At 62.2% G+C, this 23,976-nt stretch carries 21 protein-coding genes and 1 tRNA gene; 10 read left to right on the forward strand and 12 right to left on the reverse strand.

All coding sequences use genetic code 11. From position 1 onward, the window contains the following. Positions 1-17: 17 nt before the first annotated feature. Positions 18-272 carry a hypothetical protein gene (locus tag QQL76_RS12210; protein ID WP_499207873.1) on the reverse strand — a complete coding sequence of 85 codons (255 nt, stop codon included), beginning with the start codon at positions 270-272 and terminating at the stop codon, positions 18-20. Between the two features lie 597 nt (positions 273-869). Between QQL76_RS12210 and QQL76_RS12215 the strand changes: the two genes are divergently transcribed. The 7 genes from QQL76_RS12215 to QQL76_RS12245 all read left to right on the forward strand — a co-directional run bounded on the left by QQL76_RS12215 (position 870) and on the right by QQL76_RS12245 (position 6,832). Beyond that, the gene (locus QQL76_RS12215; RefSeq protein WP_499207874.1) at positions 870-1,181 is read left to right on the forward strand and encodes a hypothetical protein; all 312 of its coding nucleotides are present in this window, start codon (positions 870-872) and stop codon (positions 1,179-1,181) included. A 139-nt stretch (positions 1,182-1,320) separates the two neighbouring features. Next, on the forward strand, positions 1,321-2,310 hold the full coding sequence (locus QQL76_RS12220; protein WP_499207875.1) for a hypothetical protein: 990 nt from the start codon (positions 1,321-1,323) through the stop codon (positions 2,308-2,310). Then, positions 2,310-2,855 (forward strand): hypothetical protein, encoded by a 546-nt coding sequence (locus QQL76_RS12225; RefSeq protein WP_499207876.1) that lies wholly within the window; start codon positions 2,310-2,312, stop codon positions 2,853-2,855. Before QQL76_RS12220 ends, QQL76_RS12225 begins: the two co-directional genes overlap by 1 nt. Next, positions 2,852-4,849: an ATP-binding protein gene (locus tag QQL76_RS12230; RefSeq protein WP_499207877.1), complete on the forward strand. Its 1,998-nt coding sequence runs from the start codon at positions 2,852-2,854 to the stop codon at positions 4,847-4,849. Before QQL76_RS12225 ends, QQL76_RS12230 begins: the two co-directional genes overlap by 4 nt. Further along, on the forward strand, positions 4,843-5,223 hold the full coding sequence (locus tag QQL76_RS12235) for a DUF6634 family protein (protein ID WP_499207878.1): 381 nt from the start codon (positions 4,843-4,845) through the stop codon (positions 5,221-5,223). Before QQL76_RS12230 ends, QQL76_RS12235 begins: the two co-directional genes overlap by 7 nt. Continuing rightward, positions 5,220-6,017, forward strand: a complete 798-nt coding sequence (locus tag QQL76_RS12240; protein WP_499207879.1) for an ATP-dependent metallopeptidase FtsH/Yme1/Tma family protein — start codon at positions 5,220-5,222, stop codon at positions 6,015-6,017. The genes QQL76_RS12235 and QQL76_RS12240 overlap by 4 nt, the downstream gene beginning before the upstream one ends. Before the next feature lie 458 nt (positions 6,018-6,475). Next, positions 6,476-6,832 (forward strand): hypothetical protein, encoded by a 357-nt coding sequence (locus QQL76_RS12245; protein ID WP_499207880.1) that lies wholly within the window; start codon positions 6,476-6,478, stop codon positions 6,830-6,832. A 335-nt stretch (positions 6,833-7,167) separates the two neighbouring features. Here QQL76_RS12245 and QQL76_RS12250 read toward each other — a convergent pair whose 3' ends face one another. The 4 genes from QQL76_RS12250 to QQL76_RS12265 form a co-directional block, all read right to left on the reverse strand. Then, positions 7,168-9,018 (reverse strand): hypothetical protein, encoded by a 1,851-nt coding sequence (locus QQL76_RS12250; protein WP_499207881.1) that lies wholly within the window; start codon positions 9,016-9,018, stop codon positions 7,168-7,170. 417 nt (positions 9,019-9,435) lie between these two features. After that, positions 9,436-9,525 (reverse strand) — tRNA-Ser (locus tag QQL76_RS12255). A gap of 89 nt (positions 9,526-9,614) precedes the next feature. Next, positions 9,615-10,814, reverse strand: a complete 1,200-nt coding sequence (locus tag QQL76_RS12260; RefSeq protein WP_499207882.1) for a polysaccharide biosynthesis/export family protein — start codon at positions 10,812-10,814, stop codon at positions 9,615-9,617. A 263-nt stretch (positions 10,815-11,077) separates the two neighbouring features. Beyond that, positions 11,078-12,277 carry a capsule polysaccharide biogenesis protein gene (locus tag QQL76_RS12265; RefSeq protein ID WP_499207883.1) on the reverse strand — a complete coding sequence of 400 codons (1,200 nt, stop codon included), beginning with the start codon at positions 12,275-12,277 and terminating at the stop codon, positions 11,078-11,080. A gap of 118 nt (positions 12,278-12,395) precedes the next feature. Between QQL76_RS12265 and QQL76_RS12270 the strand changes: the two genes are divergently transcribed. The 3 genes from QQL76_RS12270 to QQL76_RS12280 all read left to right on the forward strand — a co-directional run bounded on the left by QQL76_RS12270 (position 12,396) and on the right by QQL76_RS12280 (position 15,349). Then, a complete protein-coding gene (locus tag QQL76_RS12270; RefSeq protein WP_499207884.1) occupies positions 12,396-13,655 on the forward strand; it encodes a capsule polysaccharide biogenesis protein in 1,260 nt (419 codons plus the stop codon). A gap of 79 nt (positions 13,656-13,734) precedes the next feature. Next, positions 13,735-14,523, forward strand: a complete 789-nt coding sequence (locus QQL76_RS12275; protein WP_126010861.1) for an SDR family oxidoreductase — start codon at positions 13,735-13,737, stop codon at positions 14,521-14,523. A gap of 85 nt (positions 14,524-14,608) precedes the next feature. Beyond that, positions 14,609-15,349 (forward strand): DUF6030 family protein, encoded by a 741-nt coding sequence (locus tag QQL76_RS12280; RefSeq protein ID WP_499207885.1) that lies wholly within the window; start codon positions 14,609-14,611, stop codon positions 15,347-15,349. Between the two features lie 2 nt (positions 15,350-15,351). Here the strand turns inward: QQL76_RS12280 and QQL76_RS12285 are convergent, their stop codons facing one another. From QQL76_RS12285 to QQL76_RS12315, 7 genes are all read right to left on the reverse strand, one after another. Beyond that, a complete protein-coding gene (locus QQL76_RS12285; RefSeq protein WP_499207886.1) occupies positions 15,352-17,532 on the reverse strand; it encodes a glycosyltransferase family 2 protein in 2,181 nt (726 codons plus the stop codon). A 93-nt stretch (positions 17,533-17,625) separates the two neighbouring features. Then, positions 17,626-18,639 carry a glycosyltransferase family protein gene (locus QQL76_RS12290; RefSeq protein ID WP_499207887.1) on the reverse strand — a complete coding sequence of 338 codons (1,014 nt, stop codon included), beginning with the start codon at positions 18,637-18,639 and terminating at the stop codon, positions 17,626-17,628. Positions 18,640-18,745: 106 nt separating this feature from the next. Then, a complete protein-coding gene (locus tag QQL76_RS12295; RefSeq protein ID WP_499207888.1) occupies positions 18,746-20,014 on the reverse strand; it encodes a KpsE/RkpR family capsule polysaccharide export protein in 1,269 nt (422 codons plus the stop codon). 16 nt (positions 20,015-20,030) lie between these two features. Beyond that, positions 20,031-20,693: an ABC transporter ATP-binding protein gene (locus QQL76_RS12300; RefSeq protein ID WP_499207889.1), complete on the reverse strand. Its 663-nt coding sequence runs from the start codon at positions 20,691-20,693 to the stop codon at positions 20,031-20,033. Between the two features lie 10 nt (positions 20,694-20,703). After that, positions 20,704-21,981 (reverse strand): KpsE/RkpR family capsule polysaccharide export protein, encoded by a 1,278-nt coding sequence (locus QQL76_RS12305; protein WP_499207890.1) that lies wholly within the window; start codon positions 21,979-21,981, stop codon positions 20,704-20,706. A 33-nt stretch (positions 21,982-22,014) separates the two neighbouring features. Continuing rightward, a complete protein-coding gene (locus tag QQL76_RS12310) occupies positions 22,015-23,070 on the reverse strand; it encodes a hypothetical protein (RefSeq protein WP_499207891.1) in 1,056 nt (351 codons plus the stop codon). A gap of 27 nt (positions 23,071-23,097) precedes the next feature. Then, entirely contained in the window at positions 23,098-23,925 is an 828-nt protein-coding gene (locus QQL76_RS12315; protein WP_499207892.1) for a class I SAM-dependent methyltransferase, read from the reverse strand. Between the last annotated feature and the right edge of the window lie 51 nt (positions 23,926-23,976).

The raw sequence follows: 23,976 nt of genomic DNA on the forward strand, positions 1-23,976 counted from the left end.
CTTCTGCCCTTGCGGCGCTAATGGGAGTGGTAAGTTCGTGGCCGTGTCTGCGTGATTGCGAGGTCGGCTATCGGAGCCTCGTCCTCGACAAGGCGCAGACAGAGCGCCCGGGTCGGCTGAGCGACCACAGCGGCAGTGCGGCGTGCGCAGATGGCGTTGAAGATGATGCGCTGACGGGCAGCTGCCGCAAGCGCCTGACGGATACCGCTGTCGCTGGGCAGCGAAAGGCGATCGCCCACCTTGCGGCGAGCGGAAGGGTTGAGCGTGTTCATGGCGAACACCTCCTCAAAATGCGGACGGACCGCAGCCAGTCCCAGACGCGAACGGCTTCCGCGGCAAGGAGGATGTGGGGAGCGAATGCCGAGCGCGCGTCAGCGCGAGCGCATTCTTGAGGTCAAAACAGGAAAAGCCCGATCCGTCGGGCAACGACGGAGCAGGCTAGCTTATTGAGCTGGCGAGATGAACGAAGTGGTTCATGGGCTGCCTCCGTTGGCAGGCTGTGGGACCATCCCGACAGCGAGGACGCGTGGCATAGCCCGGAAGATCCTAACCGATCGCAATGACCAAACGGAAAATTTTAAGTATCTCCAAAAAAGTGCTGGTCACCCGCGCGAAGGACGCGATCGGCGTCTGTGGCGAACTCATAGCGGCGGCTGATATGGCGCCGCCGCGCACATGGCAGACCAGGGTTCCGTTAACCTTGCGATCGCTGAGATTGCCTTGCGATCGTTTTGCGGGCTCCAGGACGAAACGGATCCTGCGATGGTCTGCGGGCTTCGGGGCGATCCCGAGCCGACTGCGGCCTCCGACGGTGCTACCAACACTGCCGAAGGCCTGACCCGCAACCTTCTCACGAAAGGCCACAGGCTATGACGAACTCTATCTTCTCCGACCTCTTCAATGAAGCCGAAGGCGCCGCGAGCCCCCAGCTTCCTGAACTCGCCTCGAAGCAACCCGCGATGTCATTGAGCCCGTTGGCGCTGATCCGGTCACTGGCCGACCAGCTCGAAACCAGCAGGGCCCGAGCGGCCGAGGCCGAACGCCAGCTTGCCACCCATCACCGCCATTGCATCTGCCGGGCTGGCGAGATCGCGACGGAGGAGGCCGAAGCAAAGATGATCGCGGCGGATATCCCGTCGAGCTCGACAGAGGATGGTAGCGCCCCCAGCCTCGCTACCTGATCGGGTCCCGCGGCCCAGCCAGACCTCCCGGTCCCCACCAACCAATCATCCTGATCCCTCGACACGAACGGCCATGCCGGGCGCAGCACCCTTGCGCAATGGCGTCGGCCGTCCGGTCTCACCCATCGGAGTACCTTTCATGCGCCTGACTTCTCCCCACCTCGCCACCGACACGTCCTTCGCTTCACTCAATGTGGACGAGCTTCTGCCCACCTTCGAGCAACTCGTTGCCGATACGGTGGCGCAGGTCGAGGCCTGTCCTGCCAAATCCGATGCGACCTTTGCGGGCTATGAGAGCCTGTTGGCCGCCATCCGCTCGGCAACGACGCTCGAAGGCATGCTGCTCGAAAAAGGCGTCGCGCTGGTCGCCGAGACCCATCCGGACCTGACGATCGTAACGCTTGATCGGTCGCTGCCTGTCCATGAGGCGGCGAAGGCTCTCTTCAAGCGCAACGACTGGTCGAAGGCAGCATTGCTGCGGCTCAATTCCGAGGTCGCTACACGTGAGTTCTACAAGCCCGACCTCCTGATTGTCTCCGCTAGCCGCCAGCTGGCGCTGATCATCGACGTGAAGAGGTCGGTCGCCTCCTACAAGCAACGCACCCTGAACGAATTGCGATCGCGCATGATGGCGAGTGCGCTGGTGGTCCGCGACGTCCTGGAGCGTGATCACGATGCCCCGCCGGTCGCGCGTGCCGACATCGCCATCATCGATGGGGCAAGCGAGTGCCGCGACGAGAAGAAGGGCATCTTCGCCCTTGCCGATCTTGACTGGCTGCTCCGGATCGAAGGTGCCGCCGATGCCATTGGACGTTTGCGCAGCCTCTATGGCCTCAAGGTGCGCGCGCTGCTCGACGCCCGGTGCGAGGCCATCGTCGCGCCACTGCTCGCCGAGCGCCGCGGCAGGTGGCATGAGCGCAGAGGCGGGAACGCCGCCAGCGAGACGACTGCTGTCGGCGCAGATGCCGCAGCTACGAAAGGGGCCGGCGCCGAAGATGATGCGCCGGAGGACGAGCTCGAAGACGTAGAGGCGACGGACGCTGCTTCGGCCGCACCGATGTCGGGACCTGCCTCTGCACCGAGCCGACCGCGCATTGCCGTCGGCATCGCTTCTCGGGGCGTGCACTGATGGAGTGCACCAATCCACCAGAACGCTCGCCGGTCGTCAGCCTCTGTGATGTGCGGCGCGCGCGCCAGCATGCGCAGACCGCTGAGCGAGCGGCAAACCTGACGGGTTCCTTCCCGGACCTTGCCGCCATTGCCCTTGAGCCATCTTACGCAGTCCGCCGCCGCAAGCTGGCTGATGCGATGCGGCAGGTCAGTGGAAGCGAGCCGGATGCGCCTGTCCTCGATCACCAGATGATCCTGCTCGGTCTCGCCGCAGGCCATGGCTGCGCAGGTCATGGCAGCGATGACGGCAGCGCCGATAATGGTGAGCCCTGGCCGCTCGGCAGCGGCTTTGCCGACCCGGCCGTCATTGTCGGTCTCGTTCTCCATCATGTCGAGCACGGCGCAAAGCGCGGCATGGCCATCCCGAAGTCTCTGCTGGCCGCGCTCGATCATCACGTCGAAGCAGGAAGTGCTGCTGCCCGGCTGGTGCGCGACTGGCTGAATGCGCGCTCCGTCCCGTGCGGCAGGCGTCGGCTTTGGGTTCGTGAGGGAGGCAAGCCATGAGCGCGCGGCTGAAAGCCCATCTGCTTCGCCGCCTGCGCCACGACGCAAGGCTGCGGGCCATCGATCGCGCACTGGAGCAGGGCCTGCTGGCCAGCACCGACAAGGAACGTTCGGGTTCAGCGAACAACAGTAAGTTGCCTAAATCAGTCCGGCGGCGAAAAGTCGTGGAAGAAGATGACAGTGGCTTCTTCTTCCATAGCCATGCGGGCGAGGAGGCGACGGACATCCCCCAGCGTCTGTCGCTTGGCGACCGGCTGAAGGGCCGCAAGCGTCTGGAGGCCGCGCGTATCCTGAAGCGGCTTGGCTTGGTGCTGCCGGTTGACGAGATCGATCATGCCACCGCCGTTGCAGTCGCCGATGTCCTGCAGGCGGTCCGTGAAGCTGCCGTCCCGCATGCCGATGAGGTGGCGGTCATGCTGCTGCTCGCCGACGCCGTGGCAGGCGAGGGCGGTTCCAATGATGGCTGGCAGGCCATCCTGCGACGGCCAGACTGGAGCGTCGTCGTTCTGTCGCCCGTCGACGGGTTCCGGCTGCGCCTCATCCGCATGCTGAAGGACGGTGCCTTCGGAACGACTGTCGGCGTCTTCAACGGCTACGAGTTGAGCGGCGACCTGACCGCCATGCCACCGCGCTACGAGCGCGGTCGCACGGTCATCGTCTTCCGAGGCGACCCTGACGAGAAGTACGCTTCGGTGGAACGCGACGAGCCCGCCGCCTTCGCCGCGCGGCTCGCCATTCCCGTGCTCGGTATCGGCACTGCGGTCGAGCATCTGCCAGCGCGGCTCTGCCGATCCGCTGATCTGACACTTGAGACCGGGCCGCTGACATTGGCCATCATCGGCGACGCCTTACGCGAGGTCTTGGGCGCAGCTCCTGCTGATCTCACGCAGCACCTTACGGAGACTCAGGCGGCATCGCTTTCGCTCCATGATCTTGTCGTCGCCGTGCGGCCGGGCCTTGCACTCAATGACGTCGTGGCGACGCTGCAACGGCTGGCAGGTGCCGAGGGCGGCGCTGGCCGCTCGGGGGCAGGTGGCAACAGGGACGGCAAGACGGCCTGTGCAACGCGATCGTCTTCAGCGCGTAGCGGGTCGTCTTTCGACAGCAAGGGCCGTGGCGGGCGCACCATCTCGTCGGGCAGCGGGATCATCGAGCCGCAGAGCTTGCCCGATGCCACCAGCGATGACGTGGCGCCCATGCCCTCAGGAGCTCAGGGCACGGCTCGCGCCTCGCCACCGATCAGCATCGAGACTTTGCATGGCTATGGCGAGGCACGGTCCTGGGCACTCGATCTCAAGCAGGATCTGACGCTCTGGAATCAAGGCACACTGCCCTGGTCGCAGCTGAGCACGCGGCTTCTGCTCTCCGGCCCGCCGGGCACGGGCAAGACAACATTTGCGCGGGCGCTCTGCAACACGCTTCAAGTTCCTTTGGTCGTCACGTCCGTCTCGACCTGGCTGGAGCCTGGCTATCTCGGCGATGTCATCAAGCGCATGCGGATCGCGTTTGAAGAGGCGCTGGCCCATGCGCCCGCCATCCTCTTCATCGACGAGATCGACGGCATCGGCAGCCGCAACCGGGGAGGGGAGTATGACGACTACTGGACGGGACTAATCAACAAACTGCTCGAACTCATGGACGGGTCGGTGAAGACCGAAGGCCTGATCATCGTCGGCGCCACCAACCATCCGGGCGTCATCGATCCGGCGATACGCAGGTCGGGGCGGCTCGAGACCCATCTCGAGATCCCGCTCCCTGACGTCGACGCGATTGTCGGCATCCTTGCGCACCATCTGGGAAATGACTTCCCGAACGTGGTCGCGTCAAAGCCAGAGGCGCCGGAATTGGGACCGAGCAGCACCGCCGAGGCGCATGCGGCTCCCCCGCCGCCACGAGCTGACAGCGCAGGAGCGGTCCGCTCATCGGCCGCACCAACTGGAGCAACATCAACAACCTCACCCAACCTGCTGGAAGTGGAGCCACGCCGATGCTGATCTTCGACCTCAACAGCCCATGCACCAACGCCCGCCTCGGCATCCTGCTGGAACGGCTGAAGTCGCTTGTTGCAGATATAGAAGCCGTGCAGGCCGGAACGACACCGCCATCGCTCAACGAGGACGCGCCGCTCCTCGACGACTGGCGCGACACCGAGACCTATCGCCCCGTCTGGTGTCTCACGGGACGTTCGAACGGGCATCCGCTGCTGCCCGGCTCCGGGCGGATGATCATGACTTCCGAACTTCATCTCATCTCGCGCGACGGCCGCTTCGCCCGCACCGCCTCGCGCTGGTATCTTCTCGGGGACTATCGACAGGTTCCGGACAACGACCTCGACGCCGAGCCTGGGGCAGGGAGGAGGATGCAATGAGCAAGCAAGAGATCTCTGACCTGCGCCCGCTTGCCCGTCTCGCCGTTGGCCGCAGCGGCGCGGACATCGAGCGCATCGTGCGTGAGGCGCGGCGTGCCGCACGTCGAGAAGCAAGACCCCTTCGCTGGGACGACATTGTCGACACTCTCGGTGCGGCCCGTCGCGGACGCCCGGAAGACCTGCGATGGCGCATGGCGGTCCATGAAGCAGGCCATGCGCTCGTCCATCTCGTTGTCCGTCAAGCAAGTAGAAGTGGTCACGGCAATCTGACCGTCATGTCGATCGAGGCCGATCACGGCGGCATGGTTCATGTCCAGCCGGAGCCACATGTTGAAGAGACGCAAGCCCATCTCATGGGGCTGATCACCGTGCGTCTGGCAGGGCGCGTTGCCGAGGAGATCGTGCTTGCTGATCCGGTCGCCGGATCAGGCGGGGCGCCCGACAGCGATCTGGCTCAGGCGACCGATCTTGCCGTCATGCTGGAAACGACGCTCGGCTTCGGACGCCACCAGCCGCTCGTCTATCGCAGCATGATCGACCGCAGCCACATGCTGGCGCTGGACCAGCGTCTTGCCGGTGCCGTCCATGAACGGCTCGAAGCCTGCCGGGGGAGGGCGCACGCGATCCTGACGGCGGAGGCGGAGACACATCTCTGGCTCGCAAGGACGCTGCTGCGCCACGGCGTCCTCGAAGGTGACGAGCTTGCCGAGATCGTGAGGGAAGCACGGCGTCGGCTGGCAGCAGGCGCCGCAGGGACGGCGGGACCTGATGTCGATGAAGGATCGCCTTGTTGAGCCTCTGGCAATGGACCGTGGCCAGGGCAGGGCACGGCAGCGACAATGACTACCAACGTCGGCGACGCGGGGCAGATCGACGTGATCCGACGGTTGATGAAGTGCCCGCACGTCATCTCGATTTGCGGTCATCTGATTCAGAGATTGGGACGAACGATTCAATGCGCCGTGCCAGCGTTGCGCAACTCGGTGTCTCCGATTCCTGGCTCTGGACCAGCGTTGCATGCGCAAACGGGGTTTGCGGGACAAGGCGAGATGAGGTGCCCGCGACGCGATCTGCATCGAGATGATTTGCGGTCATCCGATTCAGAACCCAGGGCTGCTGATTCAAGAATTGCTACCAACGATTCCCATCTCCGGACAACCGTTACATGCAAACCGCGTTTGTGGCTTGCATGGCCGCCGGTCACGCTTCTCGGACGGCAATGACGCCGTGTCGAGAAAGAAGGGCCAGCGATATGGCGAAACGTGGGGGAGGCCGCGACGAGCGGCTGCGCAAGCAACGCGAGTACCAGAGGAAGTACCGCAAGCGGGTGAAGAGTGGTCGGGCCCCGGACCGCGATGAGATCGCGCGCCAGCTTCTTCACTATGCGATCACCGAGAACCTGAAACGGGATCGCGAAAGCGAGCTCTGGCATATGGCCGACAGCGTGATCGAGCGCCTCGTCGAGCGGGGCTATGACCTCGAGGCGTCGAGAGAGGTCTTCGTCGGTATCGTCGACCGCTACGAGAAGGGCTGGACGTTCCAGCGCCGGGTGCATCTGCTGCCGCCGCCTGAGGACGCGGCCGGAGACGAGGGCGACAGCCGCCACTGACCGGAGTTCCAAGGCGTCGGTGCGGGTTCGTCCCCATCGGCGCGCCCAACGACCCTGGCCCAATAGCCGCCATCCTGCATGAAGCTCGCCCGGTTCTCCTGGCGGGCTTTATTTTTGGCGACACGCTTGGCCACTGCCTGATGGGGTTCAGCCGTGCTCAGTCCGGCGTTCCATCAAACGTCGTTTGCTCCTTTCATGCGTATTCCCCCCGTTACTCCTTCAAACGCGGTTTGCGAAACATGCGATGCCAGGATTGGGGACAAACGATTCAGGGCTTTGGGTTTATCCGCCTGCATTCCAACGAGGCATTTGTATCCCGCAGGCCGAAGGCCTAATCAACGACGCGACTTCGGTCGCCTGCCGCGGGTACGCCGTGCTTTGTAGAGCTTGTCGAAATCCAGCCCCCTAAACATCGAGTAGTCCACTTCTTCGTCGAGCTCGGCAAATGCCAGTTCGCGCGCGCGCTTCTCACTGATCGACTTGAAGCCATAAAGATCGTGCTCCTCTTCCAGCTTGTGTCCTGCTTGAAGGCGCCGGTCGCGCGGGTCGATCTTGTTGTCGCGCATCAGCTCGATGTGACCGCCACGTAAGGAATGGAAGACCTCCCTACCTTTCCCATCGATCCCTGCTTTGTCGAAAAGACGCTGCATGTATGTGCTGGCCTGCTTGCTGGGATCCTTGAGGCTGGTGAGCGTTGGAAACAGAAAAGCATCGCCCAGTCTTTGCGCCCATTCGGTGAACCCGATCTCGCGGAGAAAATCATGCAGCACAAAAAAGGTGGTGCTCTGATCGGTCTTGATCGGAACGCGCTTCCAGATTCCTTCCTCCGTCAGAACAATACCAGAAGTCTGGGCGACCCAGACGCCCGGATATTTTTGGCGAATGTCGCTTCCCGTCAGGTGGGCCAGCAGACCGAGACGGCGTCCCGTCAAGTTCCCGAGCAATGGCAGGAGGGCTTCGTCGAGCAGTGCGCCAGCGACACCCGTCCGGAAGATGTTGCCCAGTTGCTGCGTACTAATCGGCTCCGCCGACTGTGCAGGAGCTGCGGTGTCGGGATAGCGCAGCCTGACACCGGTGAGCGGATTGTCGTAGTTGTAGGTCGTTGTCTGCGATCCGATCACCGTCTTGGCGATTGAGACGTAGCCGTTTTCAAACACGGATCGTTTAAGCGGCTTGAACTTCAAGTCTGCGTTCCGCGCCAGGATCTCCCAGGCGCTCAGATGAGGCGGCCTGTGGCGCTCAAGAGCGGGCCAGTGGGTCATCAAGGCGATGTAGGCCTGAAGGTCAGCCCCGGTGTAGGTATCCACGGGGTGGTCGCCGATCAGCTCAAGGAAGATCTTAAGCCTGTTGCGTGCTGTCTTGATATCCTTATTGTCCTGCCCGACCTTGATTGCCCGAACTGAAAAATACTCCTCCGCGATTTCACTCAGCCTTGGCAGATTGGAAACCTTGCGATCGACCGTTCGACGATCGAGCAGATGGGCCGGGATGATCTTCCCGTCCTGGTCTCGATAGATGCGCGTCTGGGAGCCAGGAGCGGTGGGTTGCGACGACGCCGGAGTGACGAAGGGGGACGAAATTCGAACGGTGGGAACAGCGGCGTCAGGGGCAATTCCATCCACGATCGTTTGGCGTGACGCCGCCTGCATGCTGTGGCGGCCTGGATGCAAGTCGCGCTCGATTTCCGGTACGCCGATGGTCGGCGGTTCGGGTGTGGCCTCTAAGGCTGCGGGCGGACGAACCGCATCCTCTTGATGTTGGTTCAAAGGAGGCAATGCCTGATCCGGACGGGTCGTTTGCGCTTCCGACTGACCCTTCGTCGCCACCTTTTGTTCAGATGCCGCCGGGGCCAATGGCTTGGACAACGGGCTCAGAGAGCCGGCCTCGCCGAGGAAGTTTAGCGTCTGGTTGACCCGTTCGACGGCCTGCGCCTTGAGGAGTTCGGCGTTGTCCGTGATCAGCGGGCTGGCGGCATCTCCTTTCGCCAGCTCACGGTTCAGCATCACAAGATCGCGCAAGCCTCTGAACGCTGGCATTTGATGCGGCGGTGTGGGAGGCGCTGGTTTTGAGATGATCGTATGCATCGCCTTGAGGTAGCCCTTGACCTCGGCTGCGGTTAGCTGCGGCGTTTCTCCGCCGAACATCAGCCCATCCGAGTCGGTCGGGGATCGGGCGTCTTCTGTCATTCGTTCAGTCCTAACCTGTTCGAAACGATCGCGCGCGAGCGCCGCGAGAAGTTCGGCCCTAGCACGGGCCTGCTTTGCCGTCAGCGCTCCGAGCCCGATTCTTACGATCCGTGCGCCTGGCCCGCAAACATCCTCGGGCATCCTGATCTGAAAAAGATAAACAGACCCCGACCGCACCAGATATCTGCCGGCTGAGACAGCCTTGGCGCTGCGTTTGCGTGAGACATGGTCTCTTGCGCTGGATCGATCGCTAGCAGGATCGCCAGACGATACATCCAGCGATACCTCTGGCGATACACCGCGCGATACATGGAAATCAGAATCCACCTCAAAACTCCCGAGAAAGGAGCTGCAGGAAATGATTTCCCGAACCGGATCAGCCTGTTAGCTAAAACTGAGGTAGAGTACGCCAGGAAATGGCGGAGAGGAAGGGATTCGAACCCTCGATACCGTTCCCGGTATACTCCCTTAGCAGGGGAGCGCCTTCGACCACTCGGCCACCTCTCCGTAACGCCTGTGCGTCCTAAAGAAAACTGCCGGACTAATCAATGCGCCCGGCAGGAAATTCGCGTGCAGGCGGTTGCCTGCGCTGCAGTTTATTCGCTGAGCGTGATCACGCCGCTTGCGACGCCGACAGGCTGCGACACGAGCGACAGGAAGCGCTGGATGTCCACGGTCGGATGGCGCGATGCGTAGATCACGTCGCGATTCTTGACCGGGAAGGTCTGGCCCGTGATGAAGCTGTCGGGATTGCGCATGTCGAACTGGTAGACAATCGGGAAGCGGCCGTTCTTGTCGGTCGCGTAACCCTTGTCCATCAGCGCCTTGAAACGCGCGTCACCGATGAGGAGCTTGACGATTTCCGGCTCCTCGTAGCGGAACACGAAGTAGCCGCGCGCGTCGACCGATGCATCCTCGCCGCCGCCTGCAAGCGCGATCGCCTCCAGGAGGTTCAGGTCGTTCGACCCGAATGGAATGCGCGAATTGGACGACGTTTGGCCGAGGATGGTGAACGTGCGCGGATCATGCGTTACGAAGACCTGGTCGTTCGGCTGCACGAAGATGTTTTCGGACGGATCCTCGATGATCGACTTCAAGAGCACCGTGCCGGTGCTCTGGCCGCGGGTCAGCGTCACATAGGTCTCGTAGGGCTCCTGGCGCGGGCCGCCGGCCTTGGCGATCACATCCATGATTCGGTCGCCGCTGAGCGACAGCGACACTTGCTGGGAAGCGTTGACCGCGCCGGCCACCGTGACGGCGCGCGAGTCGGTAGACGTCGTCGTGATGATGACGTCGGGCTCGACGGCCTTGTCACGCAGCGACGATAGAATCGCCTGGCGCACCTGTTCGGCCGTCCGTCCCGCGAACTGGACCGAGCCGACGTAAGGGATCGGCACCCGGCCGTCCGGCTGGACGATGAGCTGCAGCGACGTCTGCTTCGATTCGGCGGTGGAGAACAGGCCGCTTTCACCCGCCTCGAAGATCGTGACCTGAACCTGGTCGCCGACACCGATGAGGGCCGTGTTGCCGGCGCTGCCAATGCCGAAGCGGCGGTTGAGCATGCGTGCGGTGTAGTCGGCGACGAGGCGTGCGGAATATGCGTCCACCTGGACGACATCGAAAACCGTAGCGGTGGGGCGGTTCTGCTCGGCGGCGGATTGACCGGCCGTGGACGCAATGGAGAGCGCGCTTGGGCCTTCGCCCGGCAGCGCCTGGCAACCGGCCAGAACGCCGAGGCTTGCGGTCGCACAGATGAGCTTGACGCGCAGGGCGGTCCCAGACTGTCGACTAATCAAAATGGTATGTCCTCACTCGCATTCGGTACTCGAGCCCCGCCCGGCCGCATCATTAGAACGTGGTGCCCAAAAGTAAACCAAAGCCGCGATTGGCGTTCGGGAGAGGCGGCCGGTGTGTCCTTTTGGCACCAAGAATGCAAGCGCGGCCACTCCGCCAGAAGAAACGATAGAGCCTGATCGGTAAACAATGTCTTGCGTGCCAAGATGCCGGGGCGGGCCCGTCACGTCCCAATAGACCACTTGGCCACCGATTGAAATGCCATTCAGAAAGGCGGCGGAGCAAGGAGGCGATCGGCAACGGCGCGTGCGCCGGGGATTGCGCCTTCTCCTTCGAAAGCGCCGGGAACGAGCACGGTCGTCTTCAGGAATTTCAGAAAGTCCGACACCCGCGCCGGCGACGGCGCCTGAGGCGCCTGCCAGAAGCGCTCCAGTGCCTGGTCGTCGGTGAGCCCCTCAAGATCGTAGATCGCGCTTCCCAACACCTTCACCGGCCGACCGAGGGAAAGTGCCGACAATCCGACCGTCGAATTCACGGTAACGATGCCGGCCGAGCGCTGCATCAGCCGCTCGAGATCGCCGCCGTCGAGAAAAATCACGCGCTCGCAGCCATGCTGCCTTTTCAAATCCTCGATGATCGCGGCCCAGGGCGTCAGCCCGTTGTCGATCGGGTGGACCTTGACCACCAGCAGCGCGTCTTTCGGCGCGTGCGCCGCAAAGGACGAGACCACATCGGCGAGAGCCGTTCGTAGCCCGTCGCGATAGCCGTGCTGGCGGATTTGGTAGTCCGTCTCCAACTGCAACGGAAAGAGGAAGACGCGTCCGTCATGATGCTCGATCTCGGCCAGGGCCTCGTCTCGAGCTTTGCGTCGCGCCGGACGCTTCAACGCCTTGCCGATCCAGCCGCGCCATTCGTCCAGCGTCCCGTGAAGGGCGTGGTTGCGGTAATGCGGGTAGGCAAAGGGCGCGCCGACGAGATTGGCGAAATGAAAAGCCACGTCATAGGCCGCATAGAGAAGGAAGCTCGACTTGAACGACCGCGGCTCCGCAACGGGAAATTGGGATGGCCGATCAGCCTCGAACGCAGCCGGTATGCCGGAATGTCCGCCCATGCCATTCGGCTCGATCGTCAGCAGCCCGGGGCGCAGATAGCCTTGTTCGACGATGGATATGCGAACGCCGAGATCCCGGGCGACGCCGATCGCATCCCGGTGAAACTGCCGTCCGTCGCCGAGGCAGACAAGATCGGTGATCGCCCTGTTCTTCATGATTGCGCGCACGGTCTCCGGCCAGTCTTCAGGTGGCTCTCGAAACTCGATGTAGTCGCCCGCGCCCGGCAGCCAGAAGAGCCGGTCGCCGGGGCAGGTGCCAACCCTCAACGTCTCGGCCCCGGAGCGCCTCAACTCACGCGCAACACGGGCGAAGAAGGGAGAGGAGGGGCCTTGCAGGAAAAGGAAACGGCGCACTGGCAGGCGATCTGTCATAGAGGCTGGGTAAACGCGCCAGGCGCGCACATGGCATTTAACATTGCACGCGCAGTCGGCCTGTGCAATCGACGGGCGCCGATCCACCGCAGCTTGCGCAATGTCTGACACCAAACGCCTGACGATCCTTTTTCTCCAGGGCCACCCATCGCGCTTTTGGAGCGCGCTTGGCGATGGCCTTGATGCGGCCGGCCACCGCGTGCTCAAGATCAATTTTTCGCTCGGCGATCGCGTTTTCTGGCGCCGCAAGGGTGCCGTCGACTATCGCGGACGCACGGGCAATTGGGGCGCCTGGCTGACCGATTTCATCCGGACCAACGGTGTCACCGACATCTATTACTACGCCGACCGTCTGCCCTATCACGCCGAAGCGCTGGAAATTTCTCGGTCGCTTGGCGTGCGCTGCTGGGCGATCGAATTCGGTTATCTGCGTCCGGACTGGCTGACCTTCGAGCCGGAGGCGATGGGCGCGCGCTCGCTCTTTCCGAAGACGCGTGAGGGCATCGCCGAGCGTGCCGAGCGCCACGTCCTGCCGGATCTACGGCCGCGCTATCACCACACCTTCTCCGAGGAAGCCTTCGGCGAGGTGACCTTCGCACTGCTCTCGGAAGTGGGGCGGCCGGTCTATCCCTTCTATCGCTCCGATCGCTACTACTGGCCGGGCTTCGATTATCTTGCCTGGCTCGTCGTCCTGGCCGGCGAATTGCGCGCCAAGCGTCGCGCGGGTGAAGTCGAAGCGCGGCTCATGCGCGAGAACGCGCCCTACAACATGGTCGCGATGCAATTGCAGCAGGACTACCAGATCCGCGCGTCGTCACCCTATGATCACCTGGAAGAGTTTCTCGAAGAGATCGTCTCGTCGTTTGCCAAACACGCGCCGGCGGACCGGCGGTTGCTCTTCAAGATGCACCCGCTCGACAACGGGCTCGAGAACTGGCCGCGCCGGCTGAAGCGGCTGGAAAAGCGCTATGGCATCGTCGGACGCACCGATCTCATCCGTGGCGGCGATCTCGGCAATCTCATCCGCTCGTCGCAGGGCGTCATCTATGTGAATTCGACCGTCGGCCTGCACTGCATCATGAACCGCAAGCCGTCGATCGCAATGGGCTCGGCCGTATTCGACATCGATGGGCTGACCCACCAGGGCGGCATCGATAGCTTCTGGCGCGATCCGGAGCCCGTGGATGGGCCTTTCCTCGAGCTCTTCCTGCGGGCATTGATGGATATTCAGGTGCGCGGCACATTCTATGGCGAAGAGGGCAGGGAAGCCGCCATCGCCGAGATCGTCCGGCGCATGGATGCCTTGGCGGAGAGCGGCGAAACCGGATACGGCCTGCCGCCGCTGCCGCTCGCGCACTGAGCGTTTTCAGGTGAAGTGGCCACGATTCACCGTCCGGAAACGCGACAGATAGGGAACTGAGCGTTAAACAGGAAAAGCGATGCAGCATGTCGTCATCACTGGAGGATCGAGCGGCATCGGCGAGGCCTTCGCCCGCCTGCATCTTGCCCGCGGCGACCGTGTGTCCCTGATCGCGCGGGATGCCGAACGTCTTGCCGCCTGCAAGGAAAGGCTCGCGGCGTCAGGCGGCACCCTGTCCGCCCATTCCGCCGATGTGCGTGACGCAGCGGCGCTGGAGGCAGCAATCGCCGCTGCCGAATCGGAGTTCGGCCCGACGGCGCGTCTGATCACCTCGGCCGGCGTTGCCGTCCCAGGCTATTTCGAGGCGCTGGATGCCGACAGCTTTCGCCAGCAGATGGACATCAATTTCCACGGGACGGTCCATGCCGTGCGCGCCGTCTATCGGGGCATGACGCAGAGACGCAGCGGCGAGATCCTGCTGGTCTCGTCTGCCGCAGCCTTTGTGGGTCTGTTCGGCTATACGGCCTATGGCGCATCGAAATTCGCAGTTGCTGGCTTTGCGGAATCGTTGCGGGCGGAAGCGCGCCGCCATGGCATCAAGGTCGCCGTCTGTTTTCCGCCAGACACAGAAACGCCGCAGCTGGAAGCGGAGAACCGGCTGAAGCCGCCGGAGACCGCAAAAATTACGAAGACCGGCGGCATCATGACGGCCGAGCAATTGGCGACAAGCGTCGTTCGCGAGTTCGAGCGGGGCAAATTCGCCATCTATCCCGGGTTGCGCGTGTCGCTTCTCGGCCGATTTTCCAGCCTTGCCCGTCCCGCGATCAACCACTGGCTGGATCGAACGGCCGAGCGTGCCGATCGTTAGCTTGGTTGATGTGACCTCCATCCCTCGCATGCTAGGTTGCACGCGAAGAGGACGATGGACTGAATTGGTTTCAAGGATGAGGACAGTGCGCCCACTGCGATCGCGCAAAACGGCTTTCGGTCTCGTCGCAACGTTTGCCCTCGTGGCGGTCGTCGAGCCGTCACCCACATTCGCCCAGGCGTCGGAGCCAGAGGCAGAAACGAGACAGACAGTCGAGCCGATCGACAAGGGCGGTCGCATCAAGTCGCTGCGCAAGCCCACGGACCGACCGTCGCGGCTTCTCTCGAAGCGCGTGGAGCGCGTGACGGCGCGACCAGAGGTTCTGTGCGGCGCCTTGTCCGTCTTCGGGCTGGTCGAGCCGGGCCTGCAATCGGTACTTTTGCGCAACGGCGCTTGGGAGTGCTCCCCGGTGCTCGCCAATGTCGAACCGGTGCCCGAGGAGGGGCCCGCAACGTCTCTGTTCACGCTGGTGCGCGGCCGCGGGAGCCTCGATCCGCCGACGATCCGAATCAAGCTGAACGAACTGGATCCCGCGACGTCCGATAGCGCCCGCAATACCGTGCTGAGTGCCATGCGGAGCGCAGTGCGCAATTACGGCATGGAACTGCCGACGGGTCACATCGCTGCCCTGGAAGACATGGAGCGCGTCGATAGGGTCGAAAACGGACTCAGGCTGCGCATCACGCCTGAAATGGGCGATGCGCGCCGGCTGAACATTCTGCTGGAATTTGTCGGCGAGCCCGAGCCCGAGCCTAAGGAAGCGGCCTCGGACATGGCGTCTCCCGAACCCGCTTCGCTGGAAGAGCGCATGGGCGCGGCAGACTAGGCTTAGTGCTTCGGCAGCCAGTGCCGCGCCTGCGGCAGGTGGTCGAGCTTCTGCAGTTCCGGGTTTGAGCGATCGCGCGAATGCAGCGGGCTCGAGGCCGGATCGACGAAATGCGTCGTGCGGTGCAGACGGCGCAGATTGTCTTTCTCGCGCTCGAAGCGCACCTTGTTCTCCGGGCTTCTTTCTGAGCCGCGCGTTGCGGACTCGTGGTGGTGCAGGCAGGCAAACGGCGTCCAGATCACCCGCCAGCCGGCACGATAGGCGCGCAGGCAGTAATCGACATCATTGTAGGCGACGGGAAAATTTTCCTCGTCGAACGCGCCGATCTCGGCGCGGCAGTCGCCCGAAATCAGCATCGCCGCCCCTGTGACGCAGCTCATCGACGAACGCACATGCAGCCGGTTCATCGGACCGGGAAAATTTGCCGAGCGATTGAGATACCAGTGGCCGGCAAGCCCACCGAAACCGGCGATGACACCGGCATGCTGGATCTTGTCGTTGGGATAGAGAAGCTTGGCCCCGACAATGCCGGCTTTTTCATAGGCCAGACACGCAACCATTTCCTTCATCCAGCTCGGATCGATGACGGAGATGTCGTTGTTCAAAAGCAGGAAATGCTCGCCCTTGGCCTTGGCGATGCCCTGGTTGACCGCGCGAGAGAAGTTGAACTTGGCCGGCTCGATGTCGACGGAAATGTTGGCGTGACGCTTCGTGATCTGGTCGTAGAGCGAAAGCACCGCAGGGTCGGTCGTACCGTTGTCGATGATCAGGACTTCGAAGTCCGGATAGTCGGTCTTCTCCGTCAGATCCGAAAGGCAGCGCTGGATGAGCGGCAGTCCATTCTTGTTGGGGATGATGACCGAAAGTTTCGGCAACGCATCGCGCAGGCGCAGAAACTCGACCTTGTGCAGCGTGTCGGTGAGCGCCGGGACGATCTCCACGTCGTCGCCGCGCCTGCCATAGGCTTCCTTCATGGCGCGCCGTGCGCTGTCGGTCGATGGTCCCATGTTCTGGCGCGAATAGGTCCTCCCGTCCCGGCGCCACCAATAGGCGGGATAGGGCAAATGGATCACTTGGTCGTCGGTGAGGTCCGCCAGATACCGCAGCAGCAGATCATAATCCTGAGAGCCCTCGAAACCGGGGCGCAGTCCGCCGATGGCGCGCAGGCGTTCGGCGCGATAGACCGAGAAATGGTTGATGTAGTTGACGCCGGAAAGCAGCACCGGGTCGTAGGCGGGTTTCGCCATCAGGCTGGTGGGCGTGAGGCGCCCGTCGGTCACTACCTCATCGGTATAAAGGAATTCAACGCCCGGATTGCGCTCGATCGTGGCGCGGATCAGCGCCAAAGCCGACGGCGCGATCGCATCGTCATGGTCGAGGAGCGCGATCCATTCGCCGGTGGCAACCGCGATGCCGGAATTGGTCGTCTCGGCGATGCCGCGATTGACCGGATTGCGCACCACGATCACATCTTCGAACTCAGCCGCCTTGTCGAGCCAGGCTTGTGTCGTGGAAGAGGGGGAGGCGTCGTCGGAGAGGATCAATTCGACCGTGCCGGCCATCTGTCTCCGGAAGGACCGCAGCAATTCGTCCAGATATCGATCCGGCGCATTATAGACCGGCACCACAAGGCTGAGAAACGGCTTCTCGGAGAGTGCGAACGACAGCTCCGCCGTCTCGATGGCCGCCAGCTGGTAGATTTCTTCCAAATGGTGGGCGAGCTTGTTGGTCTTGCCGAAGCCGAAGGGCAGACCCGAGAAGATCAGCCGGCTCAGCCGCCCGAACTTGCTGCGAACCGCACCAGGCGTTCCCTGGCACCAGGCCTCCGCGACGGCTTCGGCCTCGGCTCGACTGCGGAAGGCGTCGGCGTGGCAGGTGAAGTCTCCCGGCCGGTTGTTCGGATCGAGCCGGATTGAACGGACAGTGCCGATGCCGCCGACATCGATCAGAATGGCATGGCGGCGCGAACTGCGCGGATTGAAGGACTGGCGTTCCTTGAAGCCCAGGCCGAAGTTCACATAGAGCTGCGGCTCCATCGTGCCTTCCTCGACCGACAGCCGGAAAACGAGATAGCGCTTCTCGCGGATGAAAGGCAGCCTCACGACGAAACGGGGGTCGTCGCCAAGACTGCGCCAGACCACGGGCGGCTCGATTTCGGCGAGATCGTTGATCGGCTCAAGCATGACGGCCTGTTTCAAGAAGGATCGGGAAGTCGGTGCGTTAGGCGCTCCACGGCGCATGAATCGGCTGCTTTCTGGAAGACTTGCCGCCCATAGTCAACGCGGCGGCGCGGGCGAAAGGTTGAGGTCGGGAAATCGAAGATCGTCCGCCATGGCGGCCACGACATCGCGCGTGGCCTGCGCGGCCTTCTCGCGCCGCTGCGGATTGTCGGCGAGATCGAGAACAGTTTCCGCCCAGATGTCGGGATTGTTTCCGATATGGATCTCGTCCGGATGCCGCCGCGAGGAATAGGCGGGGCTGTCGGAAAAGATCGCTGCCGCCCCGAGGCGGGCGCAGTCGATCCGCTTTGTATCGGCACGCGCAGCATTCTCGCGATTGTCCATCAGCGGTACGGCAAAGATATCTGCCCCGTTCTCGCGCGAATGGCGGCGATACTCCGGCCAGCGCATCAGAGGAACGATCCGCAACTGGTGCTCCGGCAGGCCAGCTGAGAGCCAGAGCTTCCGATCGTCCCCCTGTGCCAGAATGTCGAACCGGACATGCGGGTGCCGCGCCACCACCCGCTGCGCGATCGGCACCAAAAAGCGGTGTTCCCGGCCATGCACGCCGGTTGCGTGGAATGCCACGCTCACCGGTCCTTTGGATGATTTGGCGCTGAGCGGCAGATGCTCGTCAGTATCCGGGGCAGGCGGGAGCAATGATACCGGGCGACCACCGGCTGCGAGTGCTTCCTTCAGCGCCGGCGTGGAAGCCCAGACATGCGTGAGCAACCGGTTCAGACGACGGAGCGGCAGCAGCGTCATCGACGCCAGATAAAGGCGATAATGCCAGACCGCTTCGGAGCCCGTAAGCAAGGCGGCAATGTCGTCATCGATGAAGAGTGCGACACCGGCGAGCTTGGAATGGTTCTGCTCGAGCCAGCGCAGTTGGGCCGGCTTGATATAGCGGCAGATGATGACGAAGAGCCCGGCGGGATCGATGCCCTCGAGGCTCTCGCTGTCGATGCAGCGCGACTGATAGGGAAGCGGCGCCAAGGCCTTGAGGCGAGCTTCGAAATAATAGCTGTAGGTCGGGTTGTTGCCTTTTCGAAGCACGAGAACGCTGCGCATCGGTGGTCGGCCGTTCCGTGAAGCGAGCGCGTGCGGGCGGGGAACAGCCCGGTAGGCGCGATCGGACCACCGGTCGAAAAGCGACCGCTGAGAGCCGATGACGGCATCAGCCAAGGCGGGTTCTCACGATCGACAGGATGCCGGCCACGATGCCGAATGTGAGCAGGCTCACGACGAAGATGATCATGCTCCAGAAAGCGCGGCGCGGATACTCCGCACCGTCCGGCAGCGTTGGCGCCAGGAACGGGTCGAGATACATCAACTGCTGCTGGCTGAGATATTGAAGCTGTTCCAGCGCCGTGATGCTTGCCGTCAGCTGCTGCTCCGCAATCGTCTGTTCCAGGGTCAGCTGCGAGAAGACCGTGGATGTGTCGGCCAGCGTCGTGCCGCCGCCGTTGGTGCTGGCAATCTGCGAACGCAACTGCGCGATCTGCTGGTCCTTCGCCTCGATTTCGCGCGCAAGCACCCGCATTTGCGGCGCATCGCGTGAGACATTGTCGCTCACCGCGTTCATGCGGCCTTCGAGCTCGATCTTTTCGCCCATCAGCTGTGTGAGGAGGGCGGACAGCGACGTGGAGGTTTCTTCCACGGCCAGGATGCCGGACTCGTTCCGCGCCGTCTCAAAGGCCTGCCGCGCCCGGCTGAGGCTTGCCGTCGCACGCTCAACCTGAGCTCGCGCGGATGCGGTCGCATCGTTCCAGATCCGGTCGTTGAGGTCGTTGATCAGGGCTTCCGAAGCGGCGACGACCTCCTGCACGATTGCCCTTGCATCCTCGGCACTGAAGGCGCGGACCTGGACTGTTATGATGCCGCTCGACGGGCTGATGCCGACATCGACCATGGATTCCCAATATTCGAGCCGCTCCTCGATCGTCTCGCCTTCCGGCAGCCGCGCCAGCCAGTCTGCCTGGTCGGAACTATAGCGCCCGATGAAGTCGGCCTCGCGCTCCAGCCGCTCCAGCATTGTGCGGCTGATGATGTAGTTGGCGACGATTTGCGTGTCCTGCACGATCTTGGCGGAAGGAATGCCGCTCATATCGCCGAACTGATCTGCCGCCTGCATCGGCTCGGAGGTGCGTACCGTGAAGCGCGTTTCCGACATATACTGGTCAGACGCGAGCAGACCGTAGTAAAGACCGCTGGCGATGTTCGGCAGGGCAAAAAACAGGGCGAAGGCTGCGATGAACAGCGCCTTCATGAGCTTGTCGATGCCGCGCGGGCGCAAGCCGACCGAAGCATAAAGCTTGCCGCGCTGCGATGTCGTCAAACGCAGTTTGCGCGCCACGACCGCCAGCGCCGTCGTCGCCTGCTTGTTGCGATCGAGCGCCGACATTGGCTGGCGATCGCCGGTGATCTCGTCGGGCCTGTTGCTCATCGGTCTGCGCCCAGCATCATCGGTTCAGCCTGTAATACGTCTCGATCGCATTCTCGACATCGTCGAAATAGATCGGATGACCATCGACCAGCACGATACCGCGCTGGCAGTAGGATTTGACGGTGCTCATCGAATGCGACACGACGATGAGGTCAGCGGTCTCCTGGCGCCGCAGAAAGGCCTTCCGGCACTTTTCCTGGAACCGCGCATCACCGACCGCCGTGATCTCGTCGATCAGATAACAGTCGAATTCTATGGCCATTGAAAGACCGAAGGCGAGGCGGGCCGACATGCCCGACGAATAGGTCTTGATCGGGGCCTTGATGTAGTCGCCGAGCTCGGCGAAATCCTCCACGAACTCCGTCACTTCGCCGACATCCGCGCCATAGGCGCGTGCAACGAATTTCAGGTTGTCGCGCCCCGACATCATCGGGTGGAAGCCGCCGGCGAAACCAAGGGGCCAGGACACCCGGACATTGCGCTTGATCTTACCGGAATTCGGCAGTTCGGAGCCGGAGATCAGCCGCAATGTCGTCGACTTCCCCGCGCCGTTGACGCCGAGGATCGCGTAGGAATAGCCTCGCTCGAACGCAAGCGAGACCTTGTCCAGGATCATCTTCTTGCGACCTTCGGTCTTGTAGTACTTGGTGACATTGCGCAGTTCGACCGTCGTTTCCATCCGTCAGCCCTCAGGTCCGATGGTCTTCGACGGAGGCGATGATGAGGGCAACGATGCCCCAGGCGATCGCGCAACCGAGCAGGATCAGCAGCGGCATGACGAAGCGCTGCGGGTAGCGCGCATCTTCCGGAACGCTCGGCTCTACGAACACGGTCACGTAGACCGCCTGCCGATCGGCCTCCAGTTCAGCCTGAGCGAGATTGCGCCGTGCAGCTTCGTAAAGGCCTGAGGCCAGAAGACGCTCCGTTTCATATTCGGCGAACTCGCGCAGATAACGCGACAGGTTGCCGTCTGCGGTGTCGCCTGAGGCCAGTTGCCCACGCAGTTCGGCGATCTGCGTATCGAGGGCCTGCTGCGTGCGCTGCAGCTGTCGCACCTGCGGAGCGTCGCTGATGGAATTCTGCGCGAGCACGAACAACCGGCTATCGACGGTCAGCTTCTCCTGGAGCAGCCCGGTCAGAAGCTGACCGGTCTCTGTTGCCTGTGCTTCGACGCTGAGGATGCTGCGATCGTTCTGGAATTCGTTGAGCTGCGCCAGCGCCTGCTCGTAGCGCCCGGCTGTGGACGCGACCTCCTGTTCGGCACGCCTGATATAATCGGCGCGCGCCCGCTCGGAGAGCTGGTTGACGAGGATTTCGCTCTCTTCGATGATGAGCTGGGCCAGTTCACGGGCATCTTCGGGCGTATGAGCGCGCACGCGCAGCGTGATGATGCCGGATGGTCCGTCGATGTAAGTGGTGACCTGGTTCGACCAATAATCCAGCAGATCTTCGCGCGTGGCATCGTCGGCAAGGCGCGAGAAGTAGTCGATCTCGTCGCGCTGAAAGTAGCTGCGCAGATCGACGCGCTCTTCGATGCGACGCAGGATCTCTGTGGAATGGATGAAGCTTGTGACGACATACCCATCCTGCGCCAGGGGGCTCGTCGTCAAAAGCTGGCCGCTGGCATCGCTGCTGGAACCGGACGCAAGTGAGCGCACCGCGAAGCGCGTCTCGGCCACATACTGGTCGGTGGCCATGGCGAAATAATAGAAGCACGCGAGGATGAAGGGCAGGGCGACGCACACGAGCAGGCTGATCGTGCTGAGCCGCCAGAAACCGCCGCCGCTCGCCGTTTGCGGAGCTGCTGTGGTTGTCTCGGCATCGATTTCCTTGACACCGACGGCTGTCCCGCTGGTCGTGCTCGGCATGGTGCCATCGCCTGTGCGCAGGCTGCGGCCGTCGAGCGCCTCTGCGTCGACCTGAAAGGTCCCGGACTTGTCCTTCTGCGCGGTTTTGGTGGCCGCCATGGGCAGTTCTCCAGCAGGGCGCTCAAGCCCTGATCAAAAGTCCGCGGTTCGCTTGTAGCTATCAAGGATCGCCTGGCGTGCGAAATGGTAGACGATTATGTCCTTTTCGAGCAATTTCTCGGCAATCGGCAGGTCGCGAAGCCGATCGGCAATGGATGCGATCTGCGAAAAATTGCTCGCCTCCGGCAAGGTCGAGGGCTCGACGCCGATCAATTCGGCAATCGGTTCGATATAGGTCTCAGGCGCCTCGCGCAATCCGACCACCGCGAAACGTGACAACATGTCGACCGCCGCCGGTACAGCATTAGGACCAAGGGTTTCTTCACCGGATGACAATGAGATTTGTCGGGTCAGAGGAGCGTTCAGGATGCGAGAGACAGGATCCGGCATGAATTTCAAAGCTTCTTTAAGCAAAGACGACGAGCCGAGATCCACATCAGCAAAATGTTCAACCGCGGGGCCGAACGTCATCCGGTCACGATCTCCGAAGATACCTTGCGGCACCGACTTGAACCGTTGCAGCAGGAACAGGCGCTCAGCCAGTTCCATATAGGGGTCGTTGATGACGGCAATCGCTTGAAAGTCGCGGTCGAGAAATTCAGTGAATGTTTTGATCTGCAAGCGTCCGGCAAGATAGATCGACGGAACGGCGTTCAGGTGAAACATCTGTTGCACCGTTTCGAGACCAAACCGGTCGACCCCATCAGCGCCATACTGGAAGTGCGGCCTGATCGCCTTGTCCATCGCCAGAAAGGGAATCATCTGCGTTTCGACGCGGACCAGCTTCTTTTGGACGAGATCGCTCCTGGGAGCGCGACGATAGATAAGAAGGCCGGATTTGTGGTCCCATACGGAAAGCTCTGATCTTTGCTGGATGTCCGGCAAGAGCGCCTCATCCACGCGGAACCCGATCATTCCGGTTTCATGCCGACCTGCGCGAACGACAGCTTCGCGCATTTCGTTGCATTCCATCTCAATCAAGGTGTCGGGGCCGTCGCGCACAATGATCCGCGGCCGATCTGCGAAGCCGTCCGGAACGAGATATCCGCTGATCGAGGAGCCCGTGTCTTGTTCGAGATTGAAAAGCAATGTGTAACTACTCGAGACTAGGAGACATCATGATGTCCTGCGGGCGAGGAGCGAAAAACAGGGGCCGTAACGGTGGTCCCGCTCTTCGCCCATGACTTCGATGCTCTTAAAGCCAAATGAGGTCAGAAGCATCAGGAGATCGGTCCGATTCATCCAGTAATGCCGGTCGCGCGGCCCACCGCAAAACGATGCCGTAGCTGATGTTCTCTTGTAGCTTCGTTCATGAAGCCTGACGCGCATATTGTTGTAGTCGCGCGCCACAACCTTGCCAGAGAATGGTTTTCGCCAACGCTCCCCCTCTTGGGGATCATCTGGAAAGTAATGGGTCCAAAGAAAAACGGCATCTGAGCGGGCGGCCAGGAGCTCAAGCAAATCGATGGGATCGGACATGTGATAGAGTACGCCCGAAGCCACGATGAGATCATATCTCTCCGGGCTCTTTTTCAGCCAGTGCAGAGCGTCCCCAAGGTGGAAGTGCGCAGAACTAATTCTCAAAATCTCCCGGGTGACGAGACAGCGTAAGTAGCACAGCCGATTGGCTTCTACCGCATCGATCCGCTCCGGGCGTTGCTGGTCCAGCATATATGTGTGCATTCCTTCCAACGGCCCGATTTCCAGTATCCGCTGGCCCGAGAGGGAGCCCATCCGCTCCAACATCCATGCGATCCTTGGATCGGCAAAAAGTGCCATTGATCCTGCGGTCAGCTGAAGCTCTTCTGGAAAGCTGCCTGTCCAGCCAGGTAGAAGATCAATGGCATTCTGATGGGAAGGAAGGCCGGGCTCATACTGATCAAAGACAACATCGCCACGAACACGGCGTGAGAACTTCAGGCCGGATTTGGTCAGGTGAACCACAGCAACTCCGAATTTTATACCGGCACCGTTGGGCTTTGGCGCTGGGTGACT

Origin of the sequence: Rhizobium albus (genome assembly GCA_030160035.1) — a bacterium.
GTDB classification, from domain to species: domain Bacteria; phylum Pseudomonadota; class Alphaproteobacteria; order Rhizobiales; family Rhizobiaceae; genus Georhizobium; species Georhizobium albus.

Bases quoted from the DNA above. Each gene is read 5' to 3' on its own strand.
- QQL76_RS12210 (WP_499207873.1), bottom strand. From the start codon at position 272: ATGAACACGCTCAACCCTTCCGCTCGCCGCAAGGTGGGCGATCGCCTT.
- QQL76_RS12215 (WP_499207874.1), top strand. From the start codon at position 870: ATGACGAACTCTATCTTCTCCGACCTCTTCAATGAAGCCGAAGGCGCC.
- QQL76_RS12220 (WP_499207875.1), top strand. From the start codon at position 1,321: ATGCGCCTGACTTCTCCCCACCTCGCCACCGACACGTCCTTCGCTTCA.
- QQL76_RS12225 (WP_499207876.1), top strand. From the start codon at position 2,310: ATGGAGTGCACCAATCCACCAGAACGCTCGCCGGTCGTCAGCCTCTGT.
- QQL76_RS12230 (WP_499207877.1), top strand. From the start codon at position 2,852: ATGAGCGCGCGGCTGAAAGCCCATCTGCTTCGCCGCCTGCGCCACGAC.
- QQL76_RS12235 (WP_499207878.1), top strand. From the start codon at position 4,843: ATGCTGATCTTCGACCTCAACAGCCCATGCACCAACGCCCGCCTCGGC.
- QQL76_RS12240 (WP_499207879.1), top strand. From the start codon at position 5,220: ATGAGCAAGCAAGAGATCTCTGACCTGCGCCCGCTTGCCCGTCTCGCC.
- QQL76_RS12245 (WP_499207880.1), top strand. From the start codon at position 6,476: ATGGCGAAACGTGGGGGAGGCCGCGACGAGCGGCTGCGCAAGCAACGC.
- QQL76_RS12250 (WP_499207881.1), bottom strand. From the start codon at position 9,018: ATGACAGAAGACGCCCGATCCCCGACCGACTCGGATGGGCTGATGTTC.
- QQL76_RS12270 (WP_499207884.1), top strand. From the start codon at position 12,396: ATGTCTGACACCAAACGCCTGACGATCCTTTTTCTCCAGGGCCACCCA.
- QQL76_RS12275 (WP_126010861.1), top strand. From the start codon at position 13,735: ATGCAGCATGTCGTCATCACTGGAGGATCGAGCGGCATCGGCGAGGCC.
- QQL76_RS12285 (WP_499207886.1), bottom strand. From the start codon at position 17,532: ATGCTTGAGCCGATCAACGATCTCGCCGAAATCGAGCCGCCCGTGGTC.
- QQL76_RS12290 (WP_499207887.1), bottom strand. From the start codon at position 18,639: ATGCGCAGCGTTCTCGTGCTTCGAAAAGGCAACAACCCGACCTACAGC.
- QQL76_RS12295 (WP_499207888.1), bottom strand. From the start codon at position 20,014: ATGAGCAACAGGCCCGACGAGATCACCGGCGATCGCCAGCCAATGTCG.
- QQL76_RS12300 (WP_499207889.1), bottom strand. From the start codon at position 20,693: ATGGAAACGACGGTCGAACTGCGCAATGTCACCAAGTACTACAAGACC.
- QQL76_RS12305 (WP_499207890.1), bottom strand. From the start codon at position 21,981: ATGGCGGCCACCAAAACCGCGCAGAAGGACAAGTCCGGGACCTTTCAG.